The organism is Arthrobacter sp. WCS2018Hpa-7 (assembly GCF_031843805.1).
Lineage (GTDB): Bacteria > Actinomycetota > Actinomycetes > Actinomycetales > Micrococcaceae > Arthrobacter.
The window spans coordinates 38,813-60,391 of record NZ_JAVTJB010000025.1 but is presented as its reverse complement, the minus strand read 5'-3'; the positions used below and the strand labels follow the sequence as shown (position 1 = coordinate 60,391).

Annotated in this window: 23 protein-coding genes and 1 tRNA gene; 7 read left to right on the top strand and 17 right to left on the bottom strand. The window is 61.8% G+C overall.

Annotated elements, in window-relative coordinates:
- Positions 1-10: 10 nt before the first annotated feature.
- The 5 genes from RQH14_RS20360 to RQH14_RS20340 all read right to left on the bottom strand — a co-directional run bounded on the left by RQH14_RS20360 (position 11) and on the right by RQH14_RS20340 (position 6,682).
- A complete protein-coding gene (locus tag RQH14_RS20360; RefSeq protein ID WP_311214942.1) occupies positions 11-1,432 on the bottom strand; it encodes a DUF4032 domain-containing protein in 1,422 nt (473 codons plus the stop codon).
- A complete protein-coding gene (locus tag RQH14_RS20355; protein WP_311214941.1) occupies positions 1,429-3,012 on the bottom strand; it encodes a beta-N-acetylhexosaminidase in 1,584 nt (527 codons plus the stop codon). Before RQH14_RS20355 ends, RQH14_RS20360 begins: the two co-directional genes overlap by 4 nt.
- A gap of 94 nt (positions 3,013-3,106) precedes the next feature.
- Positions 3,107-4,189: a sn-glycerol-3-phosphate ABC transporter ATP-binding protein UgpC gene (locus tag RQH14_RS20350; protein WP_311214940.1), complete on the bottom strand. Its 1,083-nt coding sequence runs from the start codon at positions 4,187-4,189 to the stop codon at positions 3,107-3,109.
- A 206-nt stretch (positions 4,190-4,395) separates the two neighbouring features.
- On the bottom strand, positions 4,396-5,193 hold the full coding sequence (gene otsB / locus RQH14_RS20345; protein WP_311214939.1) for a trehalose-phosphatase: 798 nt from the start codon (positions 5,191-5,193) through the stop codon (positions 4,396-4,398).
- A complete protein-coding gene (locus tag RQH14_RS20340; RefSeq protein WP_311214938.1) occupies positions 5,183-6,682 on the bottom strand; it encodes a trehalose-6-phosphate synthase in 1,500 nt (499 codons plus the stop codon). Before RQH14_RS20340 ends, otsB begins: the two co-directional genes overlap by 11 nt.
- A gap of 175 nt (positions 6,683-6,857) precedes the next feature.
- Between RQH14_RS20340 and RQH14_RS20335 the strand changes: the two genes are divergently transcribed.
- Together RQH14_RS20335 and RQH14_RS20330 are read left to right on the top strand one after the other, a co-directional pair.
- Positions 6,858-7,736: a thioredoxin domain-containing protein gene (locus tag RQH14_RS20335; protein ID WP_311214937.1), complete on the top strand. Its 879-nt coding sequence runs from the start codon at positions 6,858-6,860 to the stop codon at positions 7,734-7,736.
- Positions 7,737-7,914: 178 nt separating this feature from the next.
- A tRNA-Thr gene (locus RQH14_RS20330) sits at positions 7,915-7,991 on the top strand.
- A gap of 509 nt (positions 7,992-8,500) precedes the next feature.
- Here RQH14_RS20330 and RQH14_RS20325 read toward each other — a convergent pair.
- The 3 genes from RQH14_RS20325 to RQH14_RS20315 all read right to left on the bottom strand — a co-directional run bounded on the left by RQH14_RS20325 (position 8,501) and on the right by RQH14_RS20315 (position 10,814).
- On the bottom strand, positions 8,501-9,079 hold the full coding sequence (locus tag RQH14_RS20325; RefSeq protein ID WP_311214936.1) for a dihydrofolate reductase family protein: 579 nt from the start codon (positions 9,077-9,079) through the stop codon (positions 8,501-8,503).
- Positions 9,080-9,274: 195 nt separating this feature from the next.
- On the bottom strand, positions 9,275-10,405 hold the full coding sequence (locus tag RQH14_RS20320; RefSeq protein WP_311214935.1) for an ATP-binding protein: 1,131 nt from the start codon (positions 10,403-10,405) through the stop codon (positions 9,275-9,277).
- Between the two features lie 10 nt (positions 10,406-10,415).
- Positions 10,416-10,814 (bottom strand): 4Fe-4S cluster-binding domain-containing protein, encoded by a 399-nt coding sequence (locus RQH14_RS20315; protein WP_311214934.1) that lies wholly within the window; start codon positions 10,812-10,814, stop codon positions 10,416-10,418.
- Positions 10,815-10,901: 87 nt separating this feature from the next.
- Between RQH14_RS20315 and RQH14_RS20310 the strand changes: the two genes are divergently transcribed.
- Positions 10,902-11,261: a hypothetical protein gene (locus RQH14_RS20310; protein WP_311214933.1), complete on the top strand. Its 360-nt coding sequence runs from the start codon at positions 10,902-10,904 to the stop codon at positions 11,259-11,261.
- Positions 11,262-11,312: 51 nt separating this feature from the next.
- On the opposite strand, the gene RQH14_RS20305 is transcribed toward RQH14_RS20310, so the two are convergent.
- From RQH14_RS20305 to RQH14_RS20290, 4 genes are all read right to left on the bottom strand, one after another.
- Positions 11,313-11,780 (bottom strand): hypothetical protein, encoded by a 468-nt coding sequence (locus RQH14_RS20305; protein ID WP_311214932.1) that lies wholly within the window; start codon positions 11,778-11,780, stop codon positions 11,313-11,315.
- A 91-nt stretch (positions 11,781-11,871) separates the two neighbouring features.
- Positions 11,872-12,279: an Hpt domain-containing protein gene (locus RQH14_RS20300; RefSeq protein ID WP_311214931.1), complete on the bottom strand. Its 408-nt coding sequence runs from the start codon at positions 12,277-12,279 to the stop codon at positions 11,872-11,874.
- The gene (locus RQH14_RS20295; RefSeq protein WP_311214929.1) at positions 12,263-12,490 is read right to left on the bottom strand and encodes a hypothetical protein; all 228 of its coding nucleotides are present in this window, start codon (positions 12,488-12,490) and stop codon (positions 12,263-12,265) included. Before RQH14_RS20295 ends, RQH14_RS20300 begins: the two co-directional genes overlap by 17 nt.
- Before the next feature lie 117 nt (positions 12,491-12,607).
- Positions 12,608-13,216, bottom strand: coding sequence for a TasA family protein (locus tag RQH14_RS20290; protein ID WP_311214928.1), 609 nt, complete (start codon positions 13,214-13,216; stop codon positions 12,608-12,610).
- A 273-nt stretch (positions 13,217-13,489) separates the two neighbouring features.
- Here RQH14_RS20290 and pnuC point away from each other — a divergent pair, with 273 nt between their 5' ends.
- The 4 genes from pnuC to arr are packed head-to-tail and all read left to right on the top strand — an operon-like array spanning position 13,490 to position 16,437.
- Positions 13,490-14,155 (top strand): nicotinamide riboside transporter PnuC, encoded by a 666-nt coding sequence (gene pnuC, locus RQH14_RS20285; RefSeq protein WP_311214927.1) that lies wholly within the window; start codon positions 13,490-13,492, stop codon positions 14,153-14,155.
- A gap of 1 nt (position 14,156) precedes the next feature.
- Positions 14,157-15,266, top strand: coding sequence for an AAA family ATPase (locus RQH14_RS20280; RefSeq protein ID WP_311214926.1), 1,110 nt, complete (start codon positions 14,157-14,159; stop codon positions 15,264-15,266).
- Positions 15,263-16,003 (top strand): NUDIX hydrolase, encoded by a 741-nt coding sequence (locus RQH14_RS20275; RefSeq protein ID WP_311214925.1) that lies wholly within the window; start codon positions 15,263-15,265, stop codon positions 16,001-16,003. Before RQH14_RS20280 ends, RQH14_RS20275 begins: the two co-directional genes overlap by 4 nt.
- A gap of 23 nt (positions 16,004-16,026) precedes the next feature.
- The gene (gene arr, locus RQH14_RS20270; RefSeq protein ID WP_311214924.1) at positions 16,027-16,437 is read left to right on the top strand and encodes an NAD(+)--rifampin ADP-ribosyltransferase; all 411 of its coding nucleotides are present in this window, start codon (positions 16,027-16,029) and stop codon (positions 16,435-16,437) included.
- A gap of 7 nt (positions 16,438-16,444) precedes the next feature.
- Here the strand turns inward: arr and RQH14_RS20265 are convergent, their stop codons facing one another.
- The 5 genes from RQH14_RS20265 to RQH14_RS20245 all read right to left on the bottom strand — a co-directional run bounded on the left by RQH14_RS20265 (position 16,445) and on the right by RQH14_RS20245 (position 21,530).
- Positions 16,445-17,098 (bottom strand): DedA family protein, encoded by a 654-nt coding sequence (locus RQH14_RS20265; protein WP_396136343.1) that lies wholly within the window; start codon positions 17,096-17,098, stop codon positions 16,445-16,447.
- Positions 17,099-17,235: 137 nt separating this feature from the next.
- Positions 17,236-18,327, bottom strand: a complete 1,092-nt coding sequence (locus tag RQH14_RS20260) for a LacI family DNA-binding transcriptional regulator (protein WP_311214923.1) — start codon at positions 18,325-18,327, stop codon at positions 17,236-17,238.
- A gap of 38 nt (positions 18,328-18,365) precedes the next feature.
- On the bottom strand, positions 18,366-19,268 hold the full coding sequence (locus tag RQH14_RS20255) for a carbohydrate ABC transporter permease (protein WP_311214922.1): 903 nt from the start codon (positions 19,266-19,268) through the stop codon (positions 18,366-18,368).
- Positions 19,265-20,146, bottom strand: a complete 882-nt coding sequence (locus tag RQH14_RS20250) for a sugar ABC transporter permease (protein WP_311214921.1) — start codon at positions 20,144-20,146, stop codon at positions 19,265-19,267. The genes RQH14_RS20255 and RQH14_RS20250 overlap by 4 nt, the downstream gene beginning before the upstream one ends.
- Positions 20,147-20,192: 46 nt before the next feature.
- Positions 20,193-21,530 carry an extracellular solute-binding protein gene (locus RQH14_RS20245; protein ID WP_311214920.1) on the bottom strand — a complete coding sequence of 446 codons (1,338 nt, stop codon included), beginning with the start codon at positions 21,528-21,530 and terminating at the stop codon, positions 20,193-20,195.
- Positions 21,531-21,579: the final 49 nt, after the last annotated feature.

Below are 21,579 nucleotides of genomic sequence, written 5' to 3'. Positions count from 1 at the left end.
AAAAACTCCGCTAGTCGTCGGCGTCCGGGTATTCGTCTTCGTCTTCGTCGTCGTACCTGCCGGATTCCTCCACCTCGACCTCAAGGATCTTCAGCAGCTCCGTATCCGGGTTCAGCATGATGGCAGCCTCATCGCGGCGGTGCTGCAGCACAGTGTCCAGATAGGACTGAACCGTCTCCGCCAAGGGGACGTACCTGTCCTGCTTCTGGCTCATGTACCAGCGGTGCTCCAGGACCTCGTGCACCACTTCCGCGGGCTCCAGCTTCCCGGCCAGGTGCCGTGGAATGGAACGGACAATGGGCTCGAAGATCTGGCTGACCCAAATGTGGGCGCTGATTTCCTCGTCCAGGTCCGGGTTGTTGTCCGCCCGGAACTGGTCCATGTCGTTCAAGAGCCTGCGGGCCTGGTTCTCCTGGGCGTCCAACCCGGTCAGGCGCAGCAAGCGACGCTGGTGATGACCGGCGTCGACCACTTTGGGCTGGAGCTGGATGGTGGAGCCGTCCGCCGTGGTCTTGATGGCGTATTCCTCCACGTCGAAGCCCAGCTCGTTGAGGCGCCGGATGCGGGCAGCCACGCGCCACCTTTCGCCGAGTTCGAAGGACTCCTTCTCCGTCAGCTCGGTCCAGAGCCGGCGGTAGCTGTCCATGATCAGCTCACTGGTGGCGACGGGATCCACCTTTTCCTCGATCAGCCCGCCGTCGAGCAGGTCCATCAGCTCACCGGCGATGTTCACGCGGGCGATTTCGAGGTCGTATTCACGTTGGCCCATGGAGAGGTCCGGATAGAGTTCGCCCGTTTCGGCGTCCACCAAATAAGCGGCGAAAGCGCCGGCATCACGGCGGAACAACGTGTTGGACAGCGAAACGTCACCCCAGTAGAAGCCCACAAGGTGCAGGCGAACCAGCAGCAGGGCCTGCGCGTCAATGAGCCGGGTCAGGGTGTCCTTGCGGAGCATTTGCGAGAACAACGCCCGGTACGGCATGGAGAACTTGAGGTGCCGGGTTACCAGCACAGGGTTCAGCGGCCGGCCATCCGCGGTGGTGCGTCCGGTGATCACAGCAACCGGCTCCACGCAGGGAACATCCAACCGGGCCAGCTTCCGCAGCATGTGGTACTCGTGGCGGGCCACGTGCTCGGAGGTTTCCTTGATGGCGATGACCGAGCCACCCAGGTGCGCGAAACGCACGATGTGCCGCGAAATACCGCGGGGGAGCGCCGCAAGGTTCTCGGCCGGCCAATCCTCCAAGGCAATGTGCCACGGAAGATCCAACAGTTCCGGGTCGGCCGCAGCCGCCGTGATGTTCAGGGAACCGATAACACTCGCTGGCGGTGCGGTGTCCTGCGCACTCGCGGCTTCAGTGCGGGGGAGCTTGCCGATCTGCCCGTAATCGGTAGGTTCGTCGTGCCACTGGGCTCCGTTTTGCTCGCTCATGCCTCAATTGTTCCGTACTTAGGGGTGGAGGACGTTCCGGCTTCGGGGAACGGCCACTTCGAGGTGGCTGACCACTCGACGTCGGGTGCGGCCTGGAAGGCGACGCCCTGGTGGGCGAGCCGCTCGCCCAAGGCGCCCAGACGACGTCGGAAGTCACCTGCGTTGCGGACCTCCTGGCCGGACCACGCGACTTCCGCGAGGGAAACAGCCCGGGGGTAAAGCAGCCAATGCGCCTGCTCATTATTCCGTACGGTTTCTGTCCACAGGGGTCCTTCGACGCCGAGGATCTGGTGATCCTTGAGGCCGCCCTGGGCAGGATCCCAGTTGTAGTACTCGGCCCAGGTGAAAGGGCCGCCTTCAACCCATTCGAGTCCGATGGGGCTGTCAGACGCGTACTTTTGGTCCAGGTAGGTATTGGCGGCGGGTGACATGATCACCTTCGCGCCGCTTTCTTCGGCCTGCCGGACCACCGGGGCGAAGTCACCGTGCCAGTACTGGATGACGGCACCTTCCGGGAGTTCGACGGCGGCGAACTCGTTCCAGCCCACCACCGTCTTGCCGGTTTCGGCTCCGATCCGGACGAACTGCTGCACCATGGTCACGTAGTCGTCATGTCCTGTGACGTGGGCTTCGTCGCCGCCGACGTGGAGGTAGGGCCCTGCCGTGATGGCGGCAAGTTGCCCGAGGACTTCGCGGACGAACTCGTAGGTGACCGGCAGGTCAGCGGTAAAGGTGGACCATCCCACCTCCGAGGTGGTGCTCATGGGCTTCGCCTGACCATCGGGATTGAGCTGGGGAATCGCTGCGAGGGCGGCGTTGACGTGTCCCGGGAGGTCAATCTCCGGGATCACCAGCACGTTCTTGGTGGCGGCGTAGGCCTGGATGTCCTTGAAATCCTGCTGCGTGTAGAAACCCGCGCGCCCGCGGGCAGGAACCGCTGTAGGGACCTCCACGGCGCCTTGTCCGCCCAGGGCAGTCAGCTGGGCGTAGGGCAACCCCGAAGGGTTTTGCTCCGGGTCGTGGATCTCGATGCGCCACGACTGGTCGTCCGTGAGGTGCAGGTGCAGGGCGTTCAGCTTGAACTGGGTCATGACGTCGATCTGCGCCTTGACCTCCTCCACCGTGAAGAAGCTTCGGGCAACGTCCAGCATCAGGCCGCGGTACGCGAACCGCGGCGCGTCGGCGATGTCGACGGCGGGAATCACCCATTCGGCGTTGCTTGCGTCCGCCTTCTCAACGGACGCAGGGAAAAGCTGGCGGAGCGTCTGGACCGCATTGAAGAGTCCGGCCGGAGTGGAGGCCGTGAGCCTGACGCCACCCTCGGTGACGCTGAGCGTGTACGCTTCCGGGCCGCCGTCGAACGCTTCCGCGAACTCAAGGGAGATGTCACCGGGGCGGGTGTCCTCAACGATGGGCAGTTCGAAACCGGTGCCGGCGCGCAGCAGCGAGGCCAGTTGTTCGGCGAGCTCCGTGGCTGGGGCCGTGGCGCTGATCCGTGCTGTGGGGGCAAGCGTGAAGGCAGGGCTGTCCTGGAGTGCGACGTGGGAGGGGCGGGGGATCAGGGTGTCCGTCGTGTTCATGCCATTCTTTCGCAGGAGTTAGGTTAACGCGAGAGCGGCCCGACCTGGAGGGGTCGGGCCGCTTTCATGCGGAGTTATGTGACTGCCGGTGGGACTAGTCGCCCAGGCGGAGGCCGGTCTTGGTGTCGAACAGGTGCACGTGGCCGGACTGCGGACGAACGAAGATGGACTCGCCCTTCATCGGGGGGCGACGACCATCGACGCGTGCAACGATGTCGTGGCTCTTGCCATCAAGGATGGTGTGGCCGTAGACGTAAGCGTCGGCGCCGAGTTCTTCGACGACGTCAACCTCAACCTGGAGGCCTTCGCCGTTGCCGACGGTCTCAAGGTCTTCCGGACGCGAACCGACGGTGACGGTCTGGCCGTGAGCCTCTTCGAGGATGTTGCGCGGCACGGGGTAAACCGTTCCGCCGAACTGGACACCGCCGTCGACGACCGGCAGTTCCAGCAGGTTCATGGCCGGGGAGCCGATGAAGCCTGCAACGAAGACGTTCTGCGGGCGGTCGTACAGGTTGCGCGGGGTGTCAACCTGCTGGAGCAGGCCGTCCTTCAGCACTGCGACGCGGTCACCCATGGTCATTGCCTCGACCTGGTCGTGCGTCACGTAAACGGTGGTGACACCCAGGCGGCGGGTGAGGGATGCAATCTGCGTACGGGTCTGGACGCGGAGCTTGGCATCAAGGTTGGACAGCGGCTCATCCATGAGGAAGACCTGCGGGTTACGGACGATTGCACGGCCCATGGCAACACGCTGGCGCTGACCACCGGAGAGTGCCTTCGGCTTGCGGTCCAGGTAAGCCTCAAGGTCAAGAAGCTTGGCGGCTTCGCGAACACGCTCGGCGCGCTCTTCCTTGGAGATGCCGGCGATCTTCAGTGCGAAGCCCATGTTGTCTGCAACCGTCATGTGCGGGTACAGAGCGTAGTTCTGGAAGACCATTGCGATGTCGCGGTCCTTCGGCGGGACATCAGTGACGTCGCGGTCACCGATCAGGATGCGGCCGGCGTTGACGTCCTCAAGGCCTGCGAGCATGCGCAGGGAGGTGGACTTACCGCAACCGGAGGGTCCAACGAGGACCAGGAATTCGCCATCGGCGATGTCGATGTTGAGTTTATCGACGGCGGGCTTATCTGTGCCCGGGTACAGACGCGTAGCGTTATCAAAAGTAACTGTAGCCACAGTTATCAATCCCTTCACCGGCAGGTACGTGCCGGACGATCCGTTGTGAATGGTTCATTTTCTTCAGTTGAACTCCCCGGCCAATGGCCGGGGAGGATCGTGTGACGTCGCACGGTACTGTGCGTCACATCACATCCAAGAGTATGTCAGACTTTTGGACATACTACCTAAATGTTACGAACGTCACATGTTGCGCTGGTCACTCGCTAGGCCTCGGCGGTGACCCGCCGACGCTCCCTCAACAGGGCTTCCAGCAACTCCGCCACGTGCACCGGCGCTTCTACCCTGTACTGGGCCTGAGTGAAGTCCAGGCCAACCTTGATGCCCACATCATCACCCAGGAGCCGGCCCAACGCATCCTCATCGGTGACATCGTCTCCTGCGAACAGGATGGCCGTAGCGCCGGTTGCCTGACGCAGGAATTCAACGGCCTCACCTTTGGAAGCATGGACCACAGAGGTCTCCAGCACGCGTTTGCCGGTTTTGAGGTACACGCCCGGATGCTCGCGGAGCACCCGGGTGGCGGCCTCGACGGCGTCTTCCGCGACGTCGTCGTCGGCCATCCTCGTGTGGAGGACGACGCCGGCGGGCTTGTCCTCAAGCAACGTCCCCGGAGCGATGTTCACGATTTCAGCGAGGACCTCACGGACCGCAGCCAGCTTGGCGCGCTGTTCGTCGTCCAGTTCCAAGCCCAAGGATCCTTCACCGAGCCAGACTTCCGCCCCGTGGCTGCCGATCAGCAGCGTGTCCGCAGGAGGCGAGGCGACCAACCGCAGGCTGTCCAGGGCCCTGCCAGAGATGAGTGCCGTCGTCGTGCGTGGCAGTTCAGCGAGTGCCTCCAAAGCCGCAGCGGACCGGGGCAGCGGCCTGGCGTCCTCCGCCCGGTCCACAATGGGGGAGAGGGTGCCATCGAAATCGAGGGCCACCAACAAATGCTCCGTGCCGGAAATTCGCCGGACTGCTTCAAGCAACTCCGGCGAAAGGGAAAGGCTCTCAGCTGTCATCGCGCACTACCTTCTCTTCCAGGGCGGCCAGGAACTCAGCCGACCAGTGATCGACGTCGTGATCCAGGATTTGCTTGCGCATCAGCTTCATGCGGCGGCGTGCTTCTTTGGCGGGCAGGTTGATGGCCCGCAGGATGGTGGACTTGAGTCCGTCGATGTCGTGCGGGTTGATCAGGAGCGCCTGCTTGAGTTGGTCGGCAGCGCCGGCGAACTCACTCAGGACCAGCGCGCCGTCATCCTCGGAGCGGGCTGTGACGTATTCCTTGGCCACCAGGTTCATGCCGTCGCGCAGCGCGGTGACCAGCATGACGTCCGCAGCGAGGTACAGCGCCACCATTTCTTCCACCGGGTAGCTGTGGTGCAGGTAGCGGACCGCAGTGTTCTGGATGGTGTCGTAGGTGCCGTTGATGTGTCCCACGGTGCCTTCGATCTCCTCGCGGAGCAGCCTGTACTGTTCCACCCGTTCCCGGCTGGGGCTTGCCACCTGGATGAGGGTGGCGTCCTCCACCTTGATGTGTCCGTCCGCAAGGAGTTCCTCGAAGGCCTTGAGCCGGTGCCGGATGCCCTTGGTGTAGTCCAGCCGGTCCACGCCAAGGAGGATGGTCTTCGGATTGCCGAGGTCCTTGCGGATCTGCTGTGCGCGCTCGATGATCTCAGGGTTGGACGCGAGCTCGCGGATCTGGGCAACGTCGATGGAGATCGGGAAGGCCTGCGCCCTGGCAATGTGCGTGACTTCGCCGTCGGGACCCTTGACGTGAACCTGCTGCTGCTTGACGCTGGCGCCCAGGAAGCGGCGGGCCGAACGCATGAAGTTGCCGGCGTCACTGGGCCGCTGGAAGCCCAGGAGGTCCGCGCCAAGCAGTCCGTCAATGATTTCACGGCGCCACGGCAGTTGGGCGAAGATCTCCGGAGGCGGGAAGGGGATGTGGTTGAAGAAACCAATCTTGAGGTCCGGCCGGGTTTCGCGCAGCAGGCGCGGAACCAATTGGAGTTGGTAGTCCTGCACCCACACCGTGGCGCCGTCGGCGGCATGGCGGGTCACGGCGTCGGCGAACTTCCGGTTGACCTTGCGGTAGGAATCCCACCACGTACGGTGGAACTCCGGGGGCGCAATGACGTCGTGATACAGCGGCCAGATGGTCGCGTTGGAGAATCCCTCGTAGAACAATTCGACGTCATCGCTGCTCAACTGGACCGGGATGAGGTCCATGCCTTCATGGCTGAACGGGCGCACCGTCTCGTCCGGGGCGCCATGCCAACCCACCCACGCGCCGTCGGACTTCGTCATCATTGGCGCGAGCGCCGTGACGAGACCCCCGGGCGAACGCCGCCAACCGTCGGCGCCGTGTCCGTTGTCGTCGCTGATACGGTCAACGGGCAGCCTGTTGGAGACCACCATGAAGTCGAACTTGGTTGCCGTGGGCTTCTTGACGGGAGAAGCCCGAACGCCTTCTTCGGTCTTGAGTTTTTCGCTTGCCAAATCCTGCATTAATGCTCCCTGGGGTTGCTGTGACTCAACTCCCAGCCTACTAGCGGAATCTTCCATGGCACTTGATCGTTCAACAACCGGGCAAGGGGTCTGCGGCAGATCTTCAAGTTTGCTCCCGTAAACTGACCCCGTTGCCCTAGCTATGCCCTTTGACGTCGAATACCCCGAGGAACTGATGAGCCCCGCAAACGAACAACGCCTGTCCAAGGCTGAACGCACCGCCCAGGCACGGGAAAAGGCGCGCGCAATCCGCGAAGAGCAGTTGAAAAAGGACAAGCGCAACAAGCTTCTGGTCGGCTGGGGCATTGTGGTTGCCGTTGTGGTCATCATCGCGTTGGTGGCTTTCGTTGTCATCGGCCAAGCGCAGAACAACGCACCTATCGCCGATCAGGGCCCGACGCCGGCCAACGGCAACGTCCACGGCGGCGTGACGCTGCTGGCCAACAGCGAAGTTGTTAAGTCGGAGCCGGCCAGCGTCAACGTTGCCGACGTCCCGAGCCCTGCAGCAACCCCGCCTGCCACCGTGACGGTCCCCGGCGGCGAAGCCGAAGCCGGCAAGCCCGTCAAGGTCATTGCCTACATCGACTTCATCTGCCCCGTGTGCAAGCGGTTCGAGACCACGTACGGTGAGTCGCTGACCAACCTCCGCAACGAAGGCAAGATCTCCCTCGAATACCGTCCCCTCGGCTTCCTGGACCGGCAGTCCACCACCAATTACTCCTCCCGCGCGGCCAATGCTGCTGCATGCGTAGTGAACTCGTCCCCGGAAAAGTACGCGGACTTCTTCAACTTGCTCTTCGAGCGCCAGCCGGCTGAAGGCGGAGCGGGCATCTCCGACAACGACCTGAAGAAAATGGCTACCGAGGTTGGTGCAGCCAACATCGACACCTGCGTCGACAGCAAGCAGTTCCGTCCGTGGGTAAAGGTTGCCACGCAGGAAGCTGCGGCAGTCGGCATCACCGGCACGCCCACCGTGTTCATCGACGGCAAGCAGTGGGACGGCAGCACCGACCTGAACGCTGAAATCCAGACGGCAGTTACCGCCAAGGGCTGATAACCCTCGCGGAATGCACGACGTCGGCCGGTCACCCTTGTTCCTGGGTGGCCGGCCGCTGTTGTACCGCTCGGTCCCGGCTTGACCCGGCTGGTCCCGGCGAATTTCGTTGACGGGGATGGTCTGGGCTAACCTTATCTAGCGCTCTTTTGCGCAGTGCTTCGGGTAACCGGAGCGTGCCTCCTTAGCTCAGTTGGCCAGAGCACCGCTCTTGTAAAGCGGGGGTCGTCGGTTCGAATCCGACAGGGGGCTCCACGAACCCCTCCATTCCGGCGATTTTGCCCGGAACGGAGGGGTTTTTCGTGTCTGAAATGCAGGGCACTACACGTTTACTACACGCTTTCAAGAAGGCAGACGACACCAGCGGGCCCTCCAGCTGCATAGAGGGAACTATGAAGTCAGGCAACAAGACCTGGGGACCGGCGACGGACGAGGCGCCGTGCGAAGGACGGCTAAGTACCGGACAGATTCTGGGTGTCCGCGAAGGTCAGGTCCACTTTGGAGTCGTCAGTGACCGTACCGGCCCGAAGCGGGGGAGGTCTCGTCGTTCTTCGTGCTGGTTCCCGGCGTGCGACCGGCCCTCAGGTCCCAGGACCTTCTTCCGGAAGCCCCGAGCTCTTCGCGGGACTTGTCCTGGATTTGTACACTCAATGCATTTACGTCCACGGGGGACAAACCTACCGGAGTGGTTCTCAGGCTGCGAAAGGGTGTCTCGCGTTTTTAGGGGAACTGGAGGGGTTGGAGCGGGCGCTCTTCGCTGCAGTTCACTGGTGCAGCGTGGGTCGATAGATGAGCTGTTGCGTGCGGCCGTCGAGTGTCAGGTTCTCGATGAGTTCAAGGTCGAAGTCCTGTGCGCCGTGGAAGATCGAGCCCGTTCCGGTCTGACCTGTGATCACCGGGAAGATCGTGACCTGAATGCGGTCAACCAGTCCGGCGGCCATCAGTGCCCGGTTCATCGCCAGGCTCCCGTGGGAGCGCAAAGGTACGTTGGATTCCTCCTTCAGCCGGGCGACGACGTCCACGGCATCACCGCTGACGAGGGTCGCATCGGCCCAGTCAAGGGGTCCTTGCAGGGTGGTGGACACGACTGTGGCCGGCAGACGGATCATCCGGGTAACCCATGGGTCGCGGACTTCTGAGTCCTCATCGCTTGTGGACAGCATTTCCACGAAGGACCGGAACGTGTTGGCTCCGAAGACCATCCGCTGATCCTGGCTGTACTGGGCGAGGCGGCGTTCAAGCAGTTCCGGTCCTTGCTTGCCCCAGTAGCCGGTCCAGTTGCCGGTGGCGGAACCGAAGCCGTCGAGACTGGAAAAGACGTCGAACGTGTAGGTCGCTGACATGGCGCACTCCTGAACAGACACAGGACCGTGGACCTTGGTGACTGTCCATGGTCGAGACAGTGGTGGTGATCAGCCTAGTCAGCCCTGAAGTAGTCTTACAGGGCTTGGAAAGTCGGGCACGCTCAGACTCATCCCCATGGGCACTAGTGAAACGGCTGACCCTCTGGGAGGTCGCAGAGCGCTACAGCGTGGCTCTCAGTGTTGGGGGTGCTGGAGCCGAAGTCCATAAGCGGGTGTGTCGCGGAGGAATTCGCGGAATGTCGGGACGGCGAAATCGACGTATCCCCGGCTTGTTGTTTCGATGACCCCAGCGGCCAATAGCCGAAGCCGGTATTGGCCGCCGTATACGGCGTTGACGCCCAAACGCTTCGCAATAGTGGTTGTGCTGGACGGGCCGTCGTCTTCAGCCATGGCCAGCAGGTACGACTGATCGACGTCGGAAAGAGCCGAGTAGGCGGACTGCAGGACGGTGGCACCCATGCGACGGCGGGCTTTCTGTACACCGGCAGCCAGCGCCTGGTCGGTGACGACCGCCCCTGATTTTCTGGCTTGACTCCATACGTGATAGCCGACGAGCTGGATCAGGAATGGGTAGCCGCCCGTCGCTTCGGCCAGCTGCTGGAGGTGTTCGTCGCTGATGCTCACGCCGCTTTCGGAGAAAGTGTCCCGGAAGGCGTTGGCGACCTCGTCTATCGAGGTCCTGTGCAGGTCGTACTTTTCGGCGCGGCGAAGGAAGGTGGAGACGCCTTCGTTGAGCAAGTCTTCGACAGACTTCGGCAGACCAGCCAGGACCAGGCCGATGGGTAAGCTTTCGCGGATCAGATGTTGGACGACCGCTGCGATTTCGGAGAGTTCGGTCCGGTCCACGGCATGAATCTCATCGATGCTGATCAGCAACCCGGTGTCCTGCTCGCCCAACTTTTCCAGCAGTTCGGTAATCTGCCGCCGCCAGTGAACCTCACGAACAGCCGGAAGCTGGGTATCCACGCGGAGGATTCCGATCGTCACCCCGGTAACCCGACGGCCGGCAGGGCCGTCCCCAAACTCGTCAGCCGCAGCGCGGACGGCGCTACTGATGCGGTCCACGAGGCCGTCGGTGGCGGTTTCGGAGATGACAATCCAGCCGTGTTCAATGGCTTCGTCTTCAATTTCCCCCAGCATGACTGTCTTGCCGATGCCGCGGGGTCCCGTGAAAATAGAGAGCAGCCCAGGGGCTCCAGGCCCATTCTCGATGCTCTCGGCGAAGTCCTGACGCATATCGTCCCGGCCGACTAGAAGCGGTGGGCGCGCACCAGCTGTCGGCTTGAACGGATTCTTCACGGCCACTTTTACACTCCTATAAATTTTTTAAAGTCTTTATATTCCTTATAGTAGCGTGCAGTTGGAGACGGGGCGCCGCAGAGTCCGGCGTTCCGCGTTTTGTCGGGGGGATGATTGCCTCTAGCCTGTGGATCATGTCGTACGAAGCCAGAGCCAGAGCCAGGGCGTGGCCGGCGTCAGGTTGATCGAAGGGCTCCCCGCCGATCAAGATCAGGCCTTCGGCGGTGAGGGCGTCCTCGATGATCCCGGCCACTGGCAGCTGTGTTCCGCCGCGTGGGCTGAACAGGTGCGGGTTGATGCAGCCTTTGCAGCGAATGCTGCAGCCTCGAAACCAGATGGCCGTCCGCAGGCCGGGTCCTTCCGCGGTCTTGCCGTGCAGGACGCGGCCGACGCGGAGAATCGGCTCGTTGGCCAAATATCGATCCTGTTGCGTTGCGGCGTTGATGTCTATGCTGCCGCCCGGAGTGGATGCCGGCGCCGTGTACTGGGCTGGTGCGGTGTAGTGACGTACGGCTCGGTCATCTCTACGCTCAGCGAGAGCGAGCGGAACTCGATATTCGTGTACGACGCCTATGAAGCGGCGCTTGCCGTCGCCTTGATCTCCGGCGGTATCTGGAACATCAGGTCCCGGTTGAGCACAAACAAGCCGCCCCTGATTGCAGCAGTAGTTCTGACCGGTTTCTTCATCGTTCCCGACGTCATCAACTTGGTCGAGATAGCGACCTCAGGCGCCGAAATGCGGAACCTTCTGGCTGTGTTCTGGCATGTTGCTCTGCTTGTGTTGGCGATACGACTGCTTCGTTTCAAGCAGCCACCGCCCACCGAACGTGAACCGCTCGGGCAGCCCCTCAGCCAGCAATAGGAGCAGTGTCGTGACCGAGGCCTGGACGATCTCCCCGCCCGGGCATGCGGCTTACGGGCAGTTCAGCGTCCCTGTCAGGGGTGTGCCCGCCCATGCGTTGGTGGAGTTGGGCACCTTGTAGTAGCCGCGGATCTGGTAGGTCCAGGTGCCTGAGAGGTTGCTCGTGTTCTGGACCCCTGAGCTGTAGCTCTTTCCCGAGGCCTTGCTGAGGTCGCCCGTGAACTGTACAACGCCGTCGGGGTCTATGACCTTGAGCTCGTGGTAGTTCGCGTAGGTGACGGCAGTGAAAGTGCTGACGCTGATTTTGGCTTGGCCAAACCAGAGGAATGAATCGCAGGACTTCGTCACGGTGACCGTGTTGGCTGCCGGCGCCGGGATCTTTGCCGCACTGACAGCCATCGCACCTGATGCGGTGTTGTTGAACTTGGCGTGCGCCGGTGAAATGTGGACGCCCATCAACAGGAGCACGGCGGCCAGGATGATGGCCGGTACTTGCCAGATGATGCCTTTGCCATGCATGTGCGTGATGCCGTCCCGGTAGTGCGGATGATGTGTTTCCAGTGTGACGAACGGGCCTCAGGAAAGGCCGCGGTGAACACTCAAGGTCTGCTCAAGACCGAAAAAATCCCCTGTGCCTGGTCAGTGATGTATGCGCGGCCCTGATGAGGTCGGACCGTGAAGCAAGACAACGGTCTGCGGTCTGCCGCAGTGCGGGCAGCGCATGGGCGGCGTCGTCGAAGTGGTTTTCCCGGATCATTGATTCGATGGCCCGGCACTGATGCTCCGTTTCCATGGCTCCCACCATGGAAGAGCTGATCTTCAGGCTTAGAACGGCCGTGGTGGTCTCCGTGGCGTCATGCTCGTCCACAGCGTGGACGATTCTTTCGACACGCTGCGGAAGCATCGCAAGGTATTTGGCGAGGAAACGCAGTGCCGGTTCTGGACTTCCCAGTTCCTCGGCGAGGGATTGGAGCCTGCCCAAGTCCAGTTCACCGCCTGGATCACCCGACGATTTCATCGTGGCCTCCGGCAGTTTCCTCTGGTGCGGTCTTGGTGTGGTCTTTGGTCCAGATGGAGGCGAGCATTCCGATGACCAGGATGGTGGCGACGTGCTTGTCCACGGTTTTGCCCTGCCGGGTGGTGATCTCGGTGATCCGGTGGGCCGGGGTGGCCGCTGCGGAACGCCGGCCGTGAACTGCGGGAGTGATGATGGTGCTCAGTGCGCTCATGCTTGGCGTTCCTTCCGTGGTGTTCAACGTGAAATGGCCAAGAACCGGCCGGAAGGGCATACCGGCCGGCCCCTGGGGTCTATCGCGTGACCCATTGGGGTCAGCGGGGGTGCGTGCTTACTTGGTGGTTTCGGTGCGTTGGGTGCCGGTGAAGGAGAAGGCGATGGTGGACGTCGCGCCTTGGAAGTCGTTGTTGGCGGTGGTGGGGAACGCGGTGGTGACCTTGAGGTTGTCGGTCTTGGCCGAGGTCACGGAGGTGAGGTTGGTGAGGACCTTGTTGGCGGTGATGACCGGGGCGGAGGCCAGGACGGTGGTCTTGGTGCCGGTGCAGTTGTAGGGGGCGGTGGCGCCGGTCCAGGCCACGGAGCAGTTTTCGATGGTCAGTTGCAGGCCGTTGGTCACGTCCGTGGTGAGCAGGGATCCGGTGGCTCCGGCGGAGGTGGTGAGGGTGACGTTGTTCAGGTCCGAGTTGCCGCTGTTGGCCAGGGTGACGAGTTTTTCGACCTTGTCTCCGGGGAGCAGTCCCGCGATGGGGACGTTGAGGGTGTTGGCCGGGCCGGGGGCGCCCAGGGCGATGGTGACGGTGCCTGCGGTGACGGCCTGGGAGGCGGAGGTGGAGGAGGTGAACGCGCCGTAGGTTCCCATGCCGGCGACGGCGGCTGCGGTGCCGACCAGTGCGACGGAAGCGAGGATCTTGCCGGAGGTGGTCTTGAGGCTGATGGCCATGGGAATCAGTGTCCTTTCGGTGGGCCACCGTGAGACCGGCCGGCCGTTTCTTCCAGCCTCTCTGGCTGACAAGAACTACTCTGCCGGGGCTGGATCAAGAACAAATCCTGCAAACCCGCAACACTTCCTCAGGAAAACCTCAAGACTCTTGCACGGCCCGAGCCCAGGTCCCAGCTGCCCTCGATGACCGCTTGAGAACGTTATTGTCAGTTTGACGATAACTCTGGTAGTGTCATTCTTGTCAGGTTGATAATAACGAATGGAAGAACGACGATGATTGCACTGCTCGACTGGATGAATTCCGCAGCAATCCCCAACCTCTTCGGCAGTCCCGTGAGTTGGATCGAAGTCATCGGCTTCGTCACAGGTGCTGCCTGTGTTTATGGCGTAGCCCGGCAGAAGCTCTGGAACTGGCCTGTCGGCATCCTGAACAATCTTGCGTTCATCGTGTTGTTTCTCGGAGCCGGCCTTTACGGGGAAACCGTTCTGCAAGTGATCTTCGCGGCTGTTGCCGTCTATGGGTGGTTCAACTGGGTGCGGGGCAGCGCCGACACCGACAATAAGAACGACCTGCGGATCCGCGACGCCGCCGCCAAGGAGATCCTCCTTGGCATCGCCGTCACCATGGCCGGCACTGCAGCTGTGGCGCTGGTCCTCACCCACGGAACCGACTCCCAGGTTCCTTGGCCGGACGCCTTCGTGCTGACCGCCTCACTCGTAGCGACATACGGTCAGGCCAAGAAGATCTTCCAACACTGGTATGTATGGATTCTCATCGATGTGGTCTCCATCCCGCTCTACTTCAGCCGCGGTCTGGCACTGACAGCCATCCTCTACGTCGGGTTCCTGGCCCTCTGCATCTACGGTCTCTTCGACTGGAAACGTGCCCGCAGCAGTGAAACACCGGTCATCCCCGAAGCCATCAAGACAGGAGCATGACATGTACAAGCAAGCCATGGTCATCGGCAAGTTCTACCCGCCGCACGCAGGCCACACCCACCTGATCACCACTGCCGCAGCGCAGGCCGAAAGGGTCGCCGTCCTGGTCCTGGGTAACCGCTTTGAGTCCATCACCGTTGAAGACAGGGCTACCTGGCTTGCTGATGAATTTGATGGCGTCGAAGGCGTGAAGGTTATCGGAATGCGCAACGACTGCCCTGAGGATTACCACTCAGACGAAATCTGGAAGGCCCAGACTGAGCTGATGCGTCTGGCGCTGAAGTCCCACGGCGTAACCTCAGTCGATGCCGTGTTCAGCTCCGAAGAATATGGCGTCCAGTTGGCCCAGGCCTTTGACGCAGAACACGTCGTCGTGGATTTGTCCCGGAGTACCTACCCCATCAGCGGCACCCTTTGCCGTGATGACCTCGGGGCGGCCTGGCCCTGCATCATCGCACCCGCCCGTCAGGAGATGGCAACGCGCATCATTGTGGTTGGCGCCGAGTCCACGGGGACCACCACCCTGACCAAGGCGCTAACCGGGCATTACCGGACGCGGTTCCCCCGGCTCGCGGACGTCCCCGAATTTGGCCGCGAATACACCTACACGAAGTTCGACGAGCTCCGCGCGCGGACCCCGGACGCCAAACTTCAGGACATGGTGTGGACAGCGCAGGACTTCGGCCGGATCGGCGCGCGACAGACCGATATGGAAAATGCGGCAGCTGACGCCTGTCCCTTGGTGATTGCTGACACCGACGCCTTGGCGACCACGCTCTGGGAGCGGTTCTACCTAGGAGAAGGGAGCTTCGGTTCGTACCACGCTGCCGACGTTCTGCCTCGGCGTGATGTGTACCTGATCACCGATCACGAGGGCGTGGAGTTCGAAGACGATGGCTGGCGTGAAGGCGAACACCGGCGTGCTGAAATGACTGAGTGGTTTATGGAGACCCTGACTGAGGAAGGGCACTCCTGGATTCTGGTCACGGGCGACCACGAGAGACGCATGAAAACCGCCGTCGAGATCATCGACCTGATCCTTGCCCAGCGGAGCAGTCTTACTTCACCGCCCTGGGCGACCAGAACCGTTCTGGAAGGAGCAACGGCATGACACCCGAAACGAATTCCGCAAAGAAGTTTCTGGACAGCTACGACCCCCGGGACTATCCCGCCATAGCCCTGACGGTGGATCTGGTGGTCTTTGCCGTGGCCGGAGGGATGCTGAAAGTCGCTTTGGTCCGGCGGGCAGAGCATCCCTTCAAGGATGGGCTTGCCCTGCCAGGAGGCTTTGTCGGCGCAGAGGAATCAGCCAGTCAAGCAGCAGGGCGTGAACTCGCTGAAGAAACGGGTTTGGACCTCGGCAGGCTGCCGGTTCATATCGAGCAGCTGGCTACCTACACCAGCCCGGATCGGGATCCCCGGATGCGGGTCGTCTCCGTGGCCCATCTGGCACTCTTGGCTTCCAACGGGATCTCACTTCCTAGGATCGCCGCCGGGTCCGATGCTGCCTCTGCTGGTTGGTATGCCGTCCATGAGATTCTGCGAAGCAAAGAGCTGGCGTTTGATCACGGCGCTATCCTGGGCGACGGATTGGCGCGGCTGGCAGGGAAAATGGAATACACCACCGTCGCTGCCCGACTTCTGCCGGAGGAGTTCACGCTGACGCAGCTTCGCACCGTCTACGACGCCGTGTGGGAAACAACTCTTGCCGCGGGCAACTTCACCCGCAAGATGATGCCCCAGTTGACTGACACCGGCCGGAAGACCCGCGGAGCTGCCGGCGGTGCCCCGGCTGCGCTGTTCACCGCCACGGACCGGCATATCCATCCGCCGCTCGCGAAGCCTTGATGCCCTGGGTTTAGGCTGTACCTGTGAATCAACCGCTGGACGAAGGACCGTTCTTTCACGGAACAAAAGCCGATCTTCGGGAAGGTGATCTCCTGAGCGCAGGCTTCAGGTCAAACTACCGTCCCGAAGTCGTGATGAATCACATCTATTTCACCGCTCTTCGCGATGGTGCTGGACTCGCTGCGGAACTCGCGGCCGGTGACGGCGAACCACGTGTGTACGCGGTGGAGCCAACGGGGGCTTTCGAGAACGACCCCAACGTGACCGACAAGAAGTTCCCCGGCAACCCCACCCGGTCATACCGCAGCAGCGACCCGCTCAGGGTCATGGGTGAAGTCACCGACTGGACACGACTGGCACCCGGGGAACTGCAGGAGTGGAAGGAACGTTTGGCCGTACTCCTTGCGGATCAGCGCGGCGAAATCATCAACTGAGACGGCCTTACTTGGCGCTTTTCTTGCCTCGTCTTACCCTGCGGACAACGAGCCATGCAATGAAGGCGGCCAGCCCTGCGTACACGGCGTAGTTGAGAAATCGTGAGTACTGGTCAACCAAGTGGTATTGCTTGCCGAGCAACGCTCCCAAGCCGATGAGCAGCGCATTCCACACTCCGGTGCCGGCGACAGTGAAGAGGCTGAAGGTCATCAGGTTCATGCGTTCGGCGCCCGCCGGGAGGGAGATGAGGCTGCGCACCCCTGGCAACAGCCTGCCGAAGAAGATCGCGGATTTGCCGTGCCGTTCGAACCATCCTGCGGCTTTCTCGAAATCCTCCCGATCAACCAGCGGGAGTTTCGACAACAGGTGAATGGACCGTTTTAGGCCTACTTTGTACCCCAGCCAGTACAACAGCAGGGCTCCCACATAGGCACCCAGGGTGCTGGTGAGGAACACCAGGAGCAGGTTGATGCTGCCCTGCTGGGTGAGGAAGCCTGCCAGCGGGAGGATGACTTCGCTGGGAATCGGTGGGAATACCGTTTCAAGAAGCGTCAGCAAGCCCACGCCCCATTCGCCGAGGGCCTCGATTACTTGGGCGGCGACACCAACGAGCCCGGTCAGCTCGTCGGTGGAACCACCCGTTTCCAGAGAGCCGATCAAAGCGGTGTCCTTCCCAGAGCTGTCAGGTTCACAAGGGAAGCCCAGTGATGGGGGACCACTGGGCTTCCACCCTCAACGCTATTCCCATGAGCGCCTGCGGGCAATGCGCACGGGGTATGACTTCGATTGTGCCGGGATCAAGCCCGCCGCTGAGCCGGTGAATGTACTGCTACGGACGAACGCTCAACCGGCGGGCAAGGGATCTTCACAGCTGAATCAAGGGGAGCCGCATCCAGGCCCAGGAGCATGCGCACGCCGGCTGCGCCGAGTTCGTAATGAGGCAGTGACACTGTGGAGAGCGGCGGGCGCAGGTGGGCAGCGATGACTTCCTGGTTGTCGAAACCCACCACGGCAATGTCCTCCGGGATGGACAGCCCGTTTTCCCGCAGGCCATCGTAAAGTCCCATGGCCATGCGGTCGTTGTAGCAGTACACGGCACTCACCCCAAGCGTGAGCAGGCTCTCCGTGGCGCCGTAGCCGCCTTCCTGATCAGGGTAGGCTTCCAGCACCAACGCCGGATCAAAGGGAATTCCGGCGGCATCGAGCGCGTCCTTGTACCCCTGGAGCCGGCCATCCCTGGCAGGAGCGGGGGTGGTGGCGTTGATGAAGGCGATGCGACGGTGGCCACCGCGGAGCAGGATCTCGGTTGCCGATTGTCCGCCTTGGGTCTCGTCGGGGACCACGGCGCGGGCCGCTCCGGCTTGTGGTGAAAAACAGTTGACCAGGACGAAGTCCGATTCCCGAAGGGTTTCGGGGATGTCCGTAGGTCGGTGGAACCAGGTGGAGTACAGGATGCCGCGTACTTTGTATTCGAGCATCATGGCGATTGCGTCTTTTTCCAGCTCCTGGTTGCCCTCGGTGTTCGCGATCAGCAGGGCGTAGCCATGTTTCCAGGCTTCGTCTTGAGCGCCGTGGATGATTTGGCCGGCGAACGGCGTAGTGGCTACGCCGTCGGCTACCAACCCGATGAATTTGGAGGTGCCGCTTACCAACGTTTTGGCCATGGCGTTGGGACGGTAACCCAGTTGGGTGATCGCTTGGGTGACGCGTTGGCGGGTTTCATCGGCGATCCGGGCGTTCTTCTTCTTGTTGATCACCAGGGAGACCGTGGCAGTGGATACTCCGGCCAGTTCAGCCACTTCGCGGAGGGTCACCGGATGGGCACGACCTGTTCTGACAGGAACGGCGGGGGTGGCCGCGGTGCCTGACTCTCTCTTCTGCGAAATCATCTGTCCTCCTTCAGGAGTATAACCGTCGGCCATTGCGGTCATCCTTTGTTCGCTCCGCTCTCAAGGCCTTGAATCATGGCCTTGTTGAGGACCAGAAATACCAGCAGCAGCGGTGTGATGGTCACGCAGACGGCGGCGAAGGTTGCCGTCCAGTCGACCTTGCCCATGGCGCCGATGTAGTTCTGCAAGCCCAAGGGGATGGTCTTGAGGTCTTCTGAGAGAACAAAGGTGTTGGCGAAGATGAAATCGTTCCAGATGAAGATGCTGTTGACCAGGACCACGGTGACTACGGTGTTGAGGGAGAGCGGCAGCGTGATCAGCCCGAAGATCCGGTAGGGTCCGGCCCCATCCAGGGATGCTGCCTCGTAGGTTTCGCGCGGAATGTACTCGAAGAAGGACGAGAAGAGGTAGATGGACATCGGCAGCGCGAAGCCGGCCAGGGGGATGATCATCGACTGGTAGGTGTCCAGCAGGTTCACCGCGGAGTAGTCGATGAACAGTGGGACCAGTGCGATTTGGACGGGAACAATGATGCCGATGAGGAACAGGCCCCGGACGAACTTGCTGAGGCGGAAGCCAAGAACCTGGATGGCGTAGGCGGCCATCATGCCCAGCAGGACGATCAGAATGTTGGCGCCCATGGTGACGATGAAACTGTTCAGGATGTTCCGTCCCAAATCGCCGGTTTCAAAGGCGCGGGCATAGTTTTCCCACGTCAACGAGCTGGGAAGCCCGAACGGATCGCCGGTGGCAAAGTCGTGTTCGGTCCGCAGGCTGGTCACGAACAGCCAGGCGAGCGGGTACACCTGGACGATCACGATGAGCATGATCAGGACCCTCGAGAGCGTCCGGTACAAGCTGGGCTTCCGACGGCGGCGCAGAGGGGAGGGAGAAGGAACCCGGGCACGGGTCGGCTGGGCCGGGGCTGTCTGGGTGATCATGAATCTGCCTTCCGCTTGAGCATGAACAAGATGAGGCCGACGGCGACGAGGCACTCGATAACGATGAAGACGGCGATGGTACTTGCGTAGCCAAAATCCGTGCTGGTGAAGGCTGTCTTGTACATATAGGTGGTGAGGAGCTCGGAGGATTGTCCCGGGCCGCCGTTGGTCATGAGGTACGGGATATCAAAACCGCGCAGACCGTACGTGGTGGCCATGATGGTGGTGGTAATCCAGACGGGCCGAATGTAGGGGAAGCGGATCTTGGTGAAGAGCGTCCACTTCGATGCACCGTCCAGGACCGCTGCTTCTTCGAGTTCCTTGGGCACAGCGATCAGTGCCGCGTAAATGATGAGCATGTAGAGCCCGGTGAAACGCCACCCTTCAGGGGCGGAGACTGCGGCCAGGACAGTGTTGACGTCGGACAACCAGGCCCGCTCCAGGGAACCCAGTCCTACCCAGTGCAGGAGCTGATTCAGCAGGCCGACAGGATCAATGGAGTAGATGCGGACGAAAAGGAACGCAATGGCGACCGTGGAGATCACAGCGGGCAGCAAGTACAGGGTTTTGATCAGTTCACGTCCCCTGCGCAGGGACGTGAGCAGGCTGGCGACAACCAAGGCACCGCCCAGTTGCAGGACCAGGCAGATGGCCAGGTAGACCAGGGCGTTGAAGAAGGAACGCCAGAAGATGTCATCAGCCGTGAGCATGCGGACGTAGTTGGCCAGCCCGACGAACTCCATGTCACTGATGCCGTTCCAGGAGAAGAAGCTTAGGAACAGTGACTGAAGTATGGGGAAGAGGACTGCTGCGCAGTAGAGCAGCAGGGGTGGGAGCAGGAAAACCAGGACTGAGGTCCTTGACCTGTTGGGAAGCATGATGGGCCTTTCGGGCGGGGGCCTTACCGGCCCCCCCCGCTTCGGTTTACTTGAAGAACTTGGGCGCGTTCTGCTTGATGGCGTCGTCCATGGTCTTGGTGAATTGTTCGGGCGTGATGTTGCCCTGGACCAGGAGGACCAGCTCTTGCTGCAGGCGGCCGTTGGTGGTGGGGTCCAGCTGGGTGTCCCACGGCATGGCCTGCTTTTCCCCGAGGGTGTTGGCCGTTTCGAGGGCCTTTTTGTACAGCGGCGTAGCGTTCGCGGGGACGGTGGTTTCCACGGTGGTGGTGGGGGAGAGCGCCCCGGTGGCAGCGTACTCAGCCGGGTACTTCTCCAAGGCGAACTTCAGGAAGTCGCTGACCAGGGGATCGTAGGTTTTCGAGTTCACTGCCATGCCGATGCCGGAGGGGGAAACGAACTCGTTGGCCGCCGTCACGGAACCCGTGGTTGTGGGAAGGGTGAAGAAGTCGATGTCATCCCGGACGTCAGGGTTGAGTTTGTCGGTGGCAAGGCTTGGCAGTTCCCACGTGCCGATGTTGTACATCGCGGCTTGGCCGGAAGTGAACTGGTTCTGCGCGTCCGAGTAGCCCTGCGCGGAGAAGCCCTCTTGGAAGCACTTGGCCTTGCCAAGTTCGGCCATCCATTGAACGGTCTTCTGGCCCGCAGGATCGCTGAACGAAGCTTCGCCCTTCTTCAGTTTCTGGACGAAGTCCGGTCCGGCAGCCCGGAACGGCTGGTACGCGACATAGCGTTCCAGCGGCCATTGGTCCTGCCCGTCGATGGCGATCGGCGTGATTCCTGCGTTGCGCAGGGCCGTGCACATCGCCGGGATGTCGTCCAAGGACTGAGGGACAGCCACTCCGGCCTTTTGGAGCAAGGCCTTGTTGTACCAGATGAATTCCAACTCGAACTGGAACGGGATCATGTACAGGGATCCGTCATCGAAGCGCTGGTAGTCCAGGGCTCCGGGCCGGTAGTCGTCATAGAGGTCCAGCGACTTCAGCAGCTTGTCGGCCTCCACCATTTTGCCCTGCTTTGCCAGTTGCTGGGCGAACGGGGTGGCGTCCGTGTCAAACAACTCGGGGAGTTTGTTGGCTGCGGCCAGGGTCTCGAGCTTTTGGATGTAGGAGGGGCGGTCCGGGGTGGTGATGAGGTTCAGTGCAAACCCCGGGTGGTCCTTGGCGTAGTCGTCGGCGAGCGTCTTCATGATGTTGATGACGGCGCCATCGGCAGGCCTGGAGAGGAGCCACGAGATTTCACGGGGCTTGATCTCGCCGGTGGGGCTGACGTTGGCGGGGTCGCTGGTGCCTCCAGCGCCGCCGCAGGCTGTCAACGCCAGGGCAGCGACGGCCGCGACGGCGGCAGCACGGAGTAGTTTCTTCATTGCGGCAATCTCCCTTGATTGGAACAGAGGTTGGGGTGGGGTGCGAGAT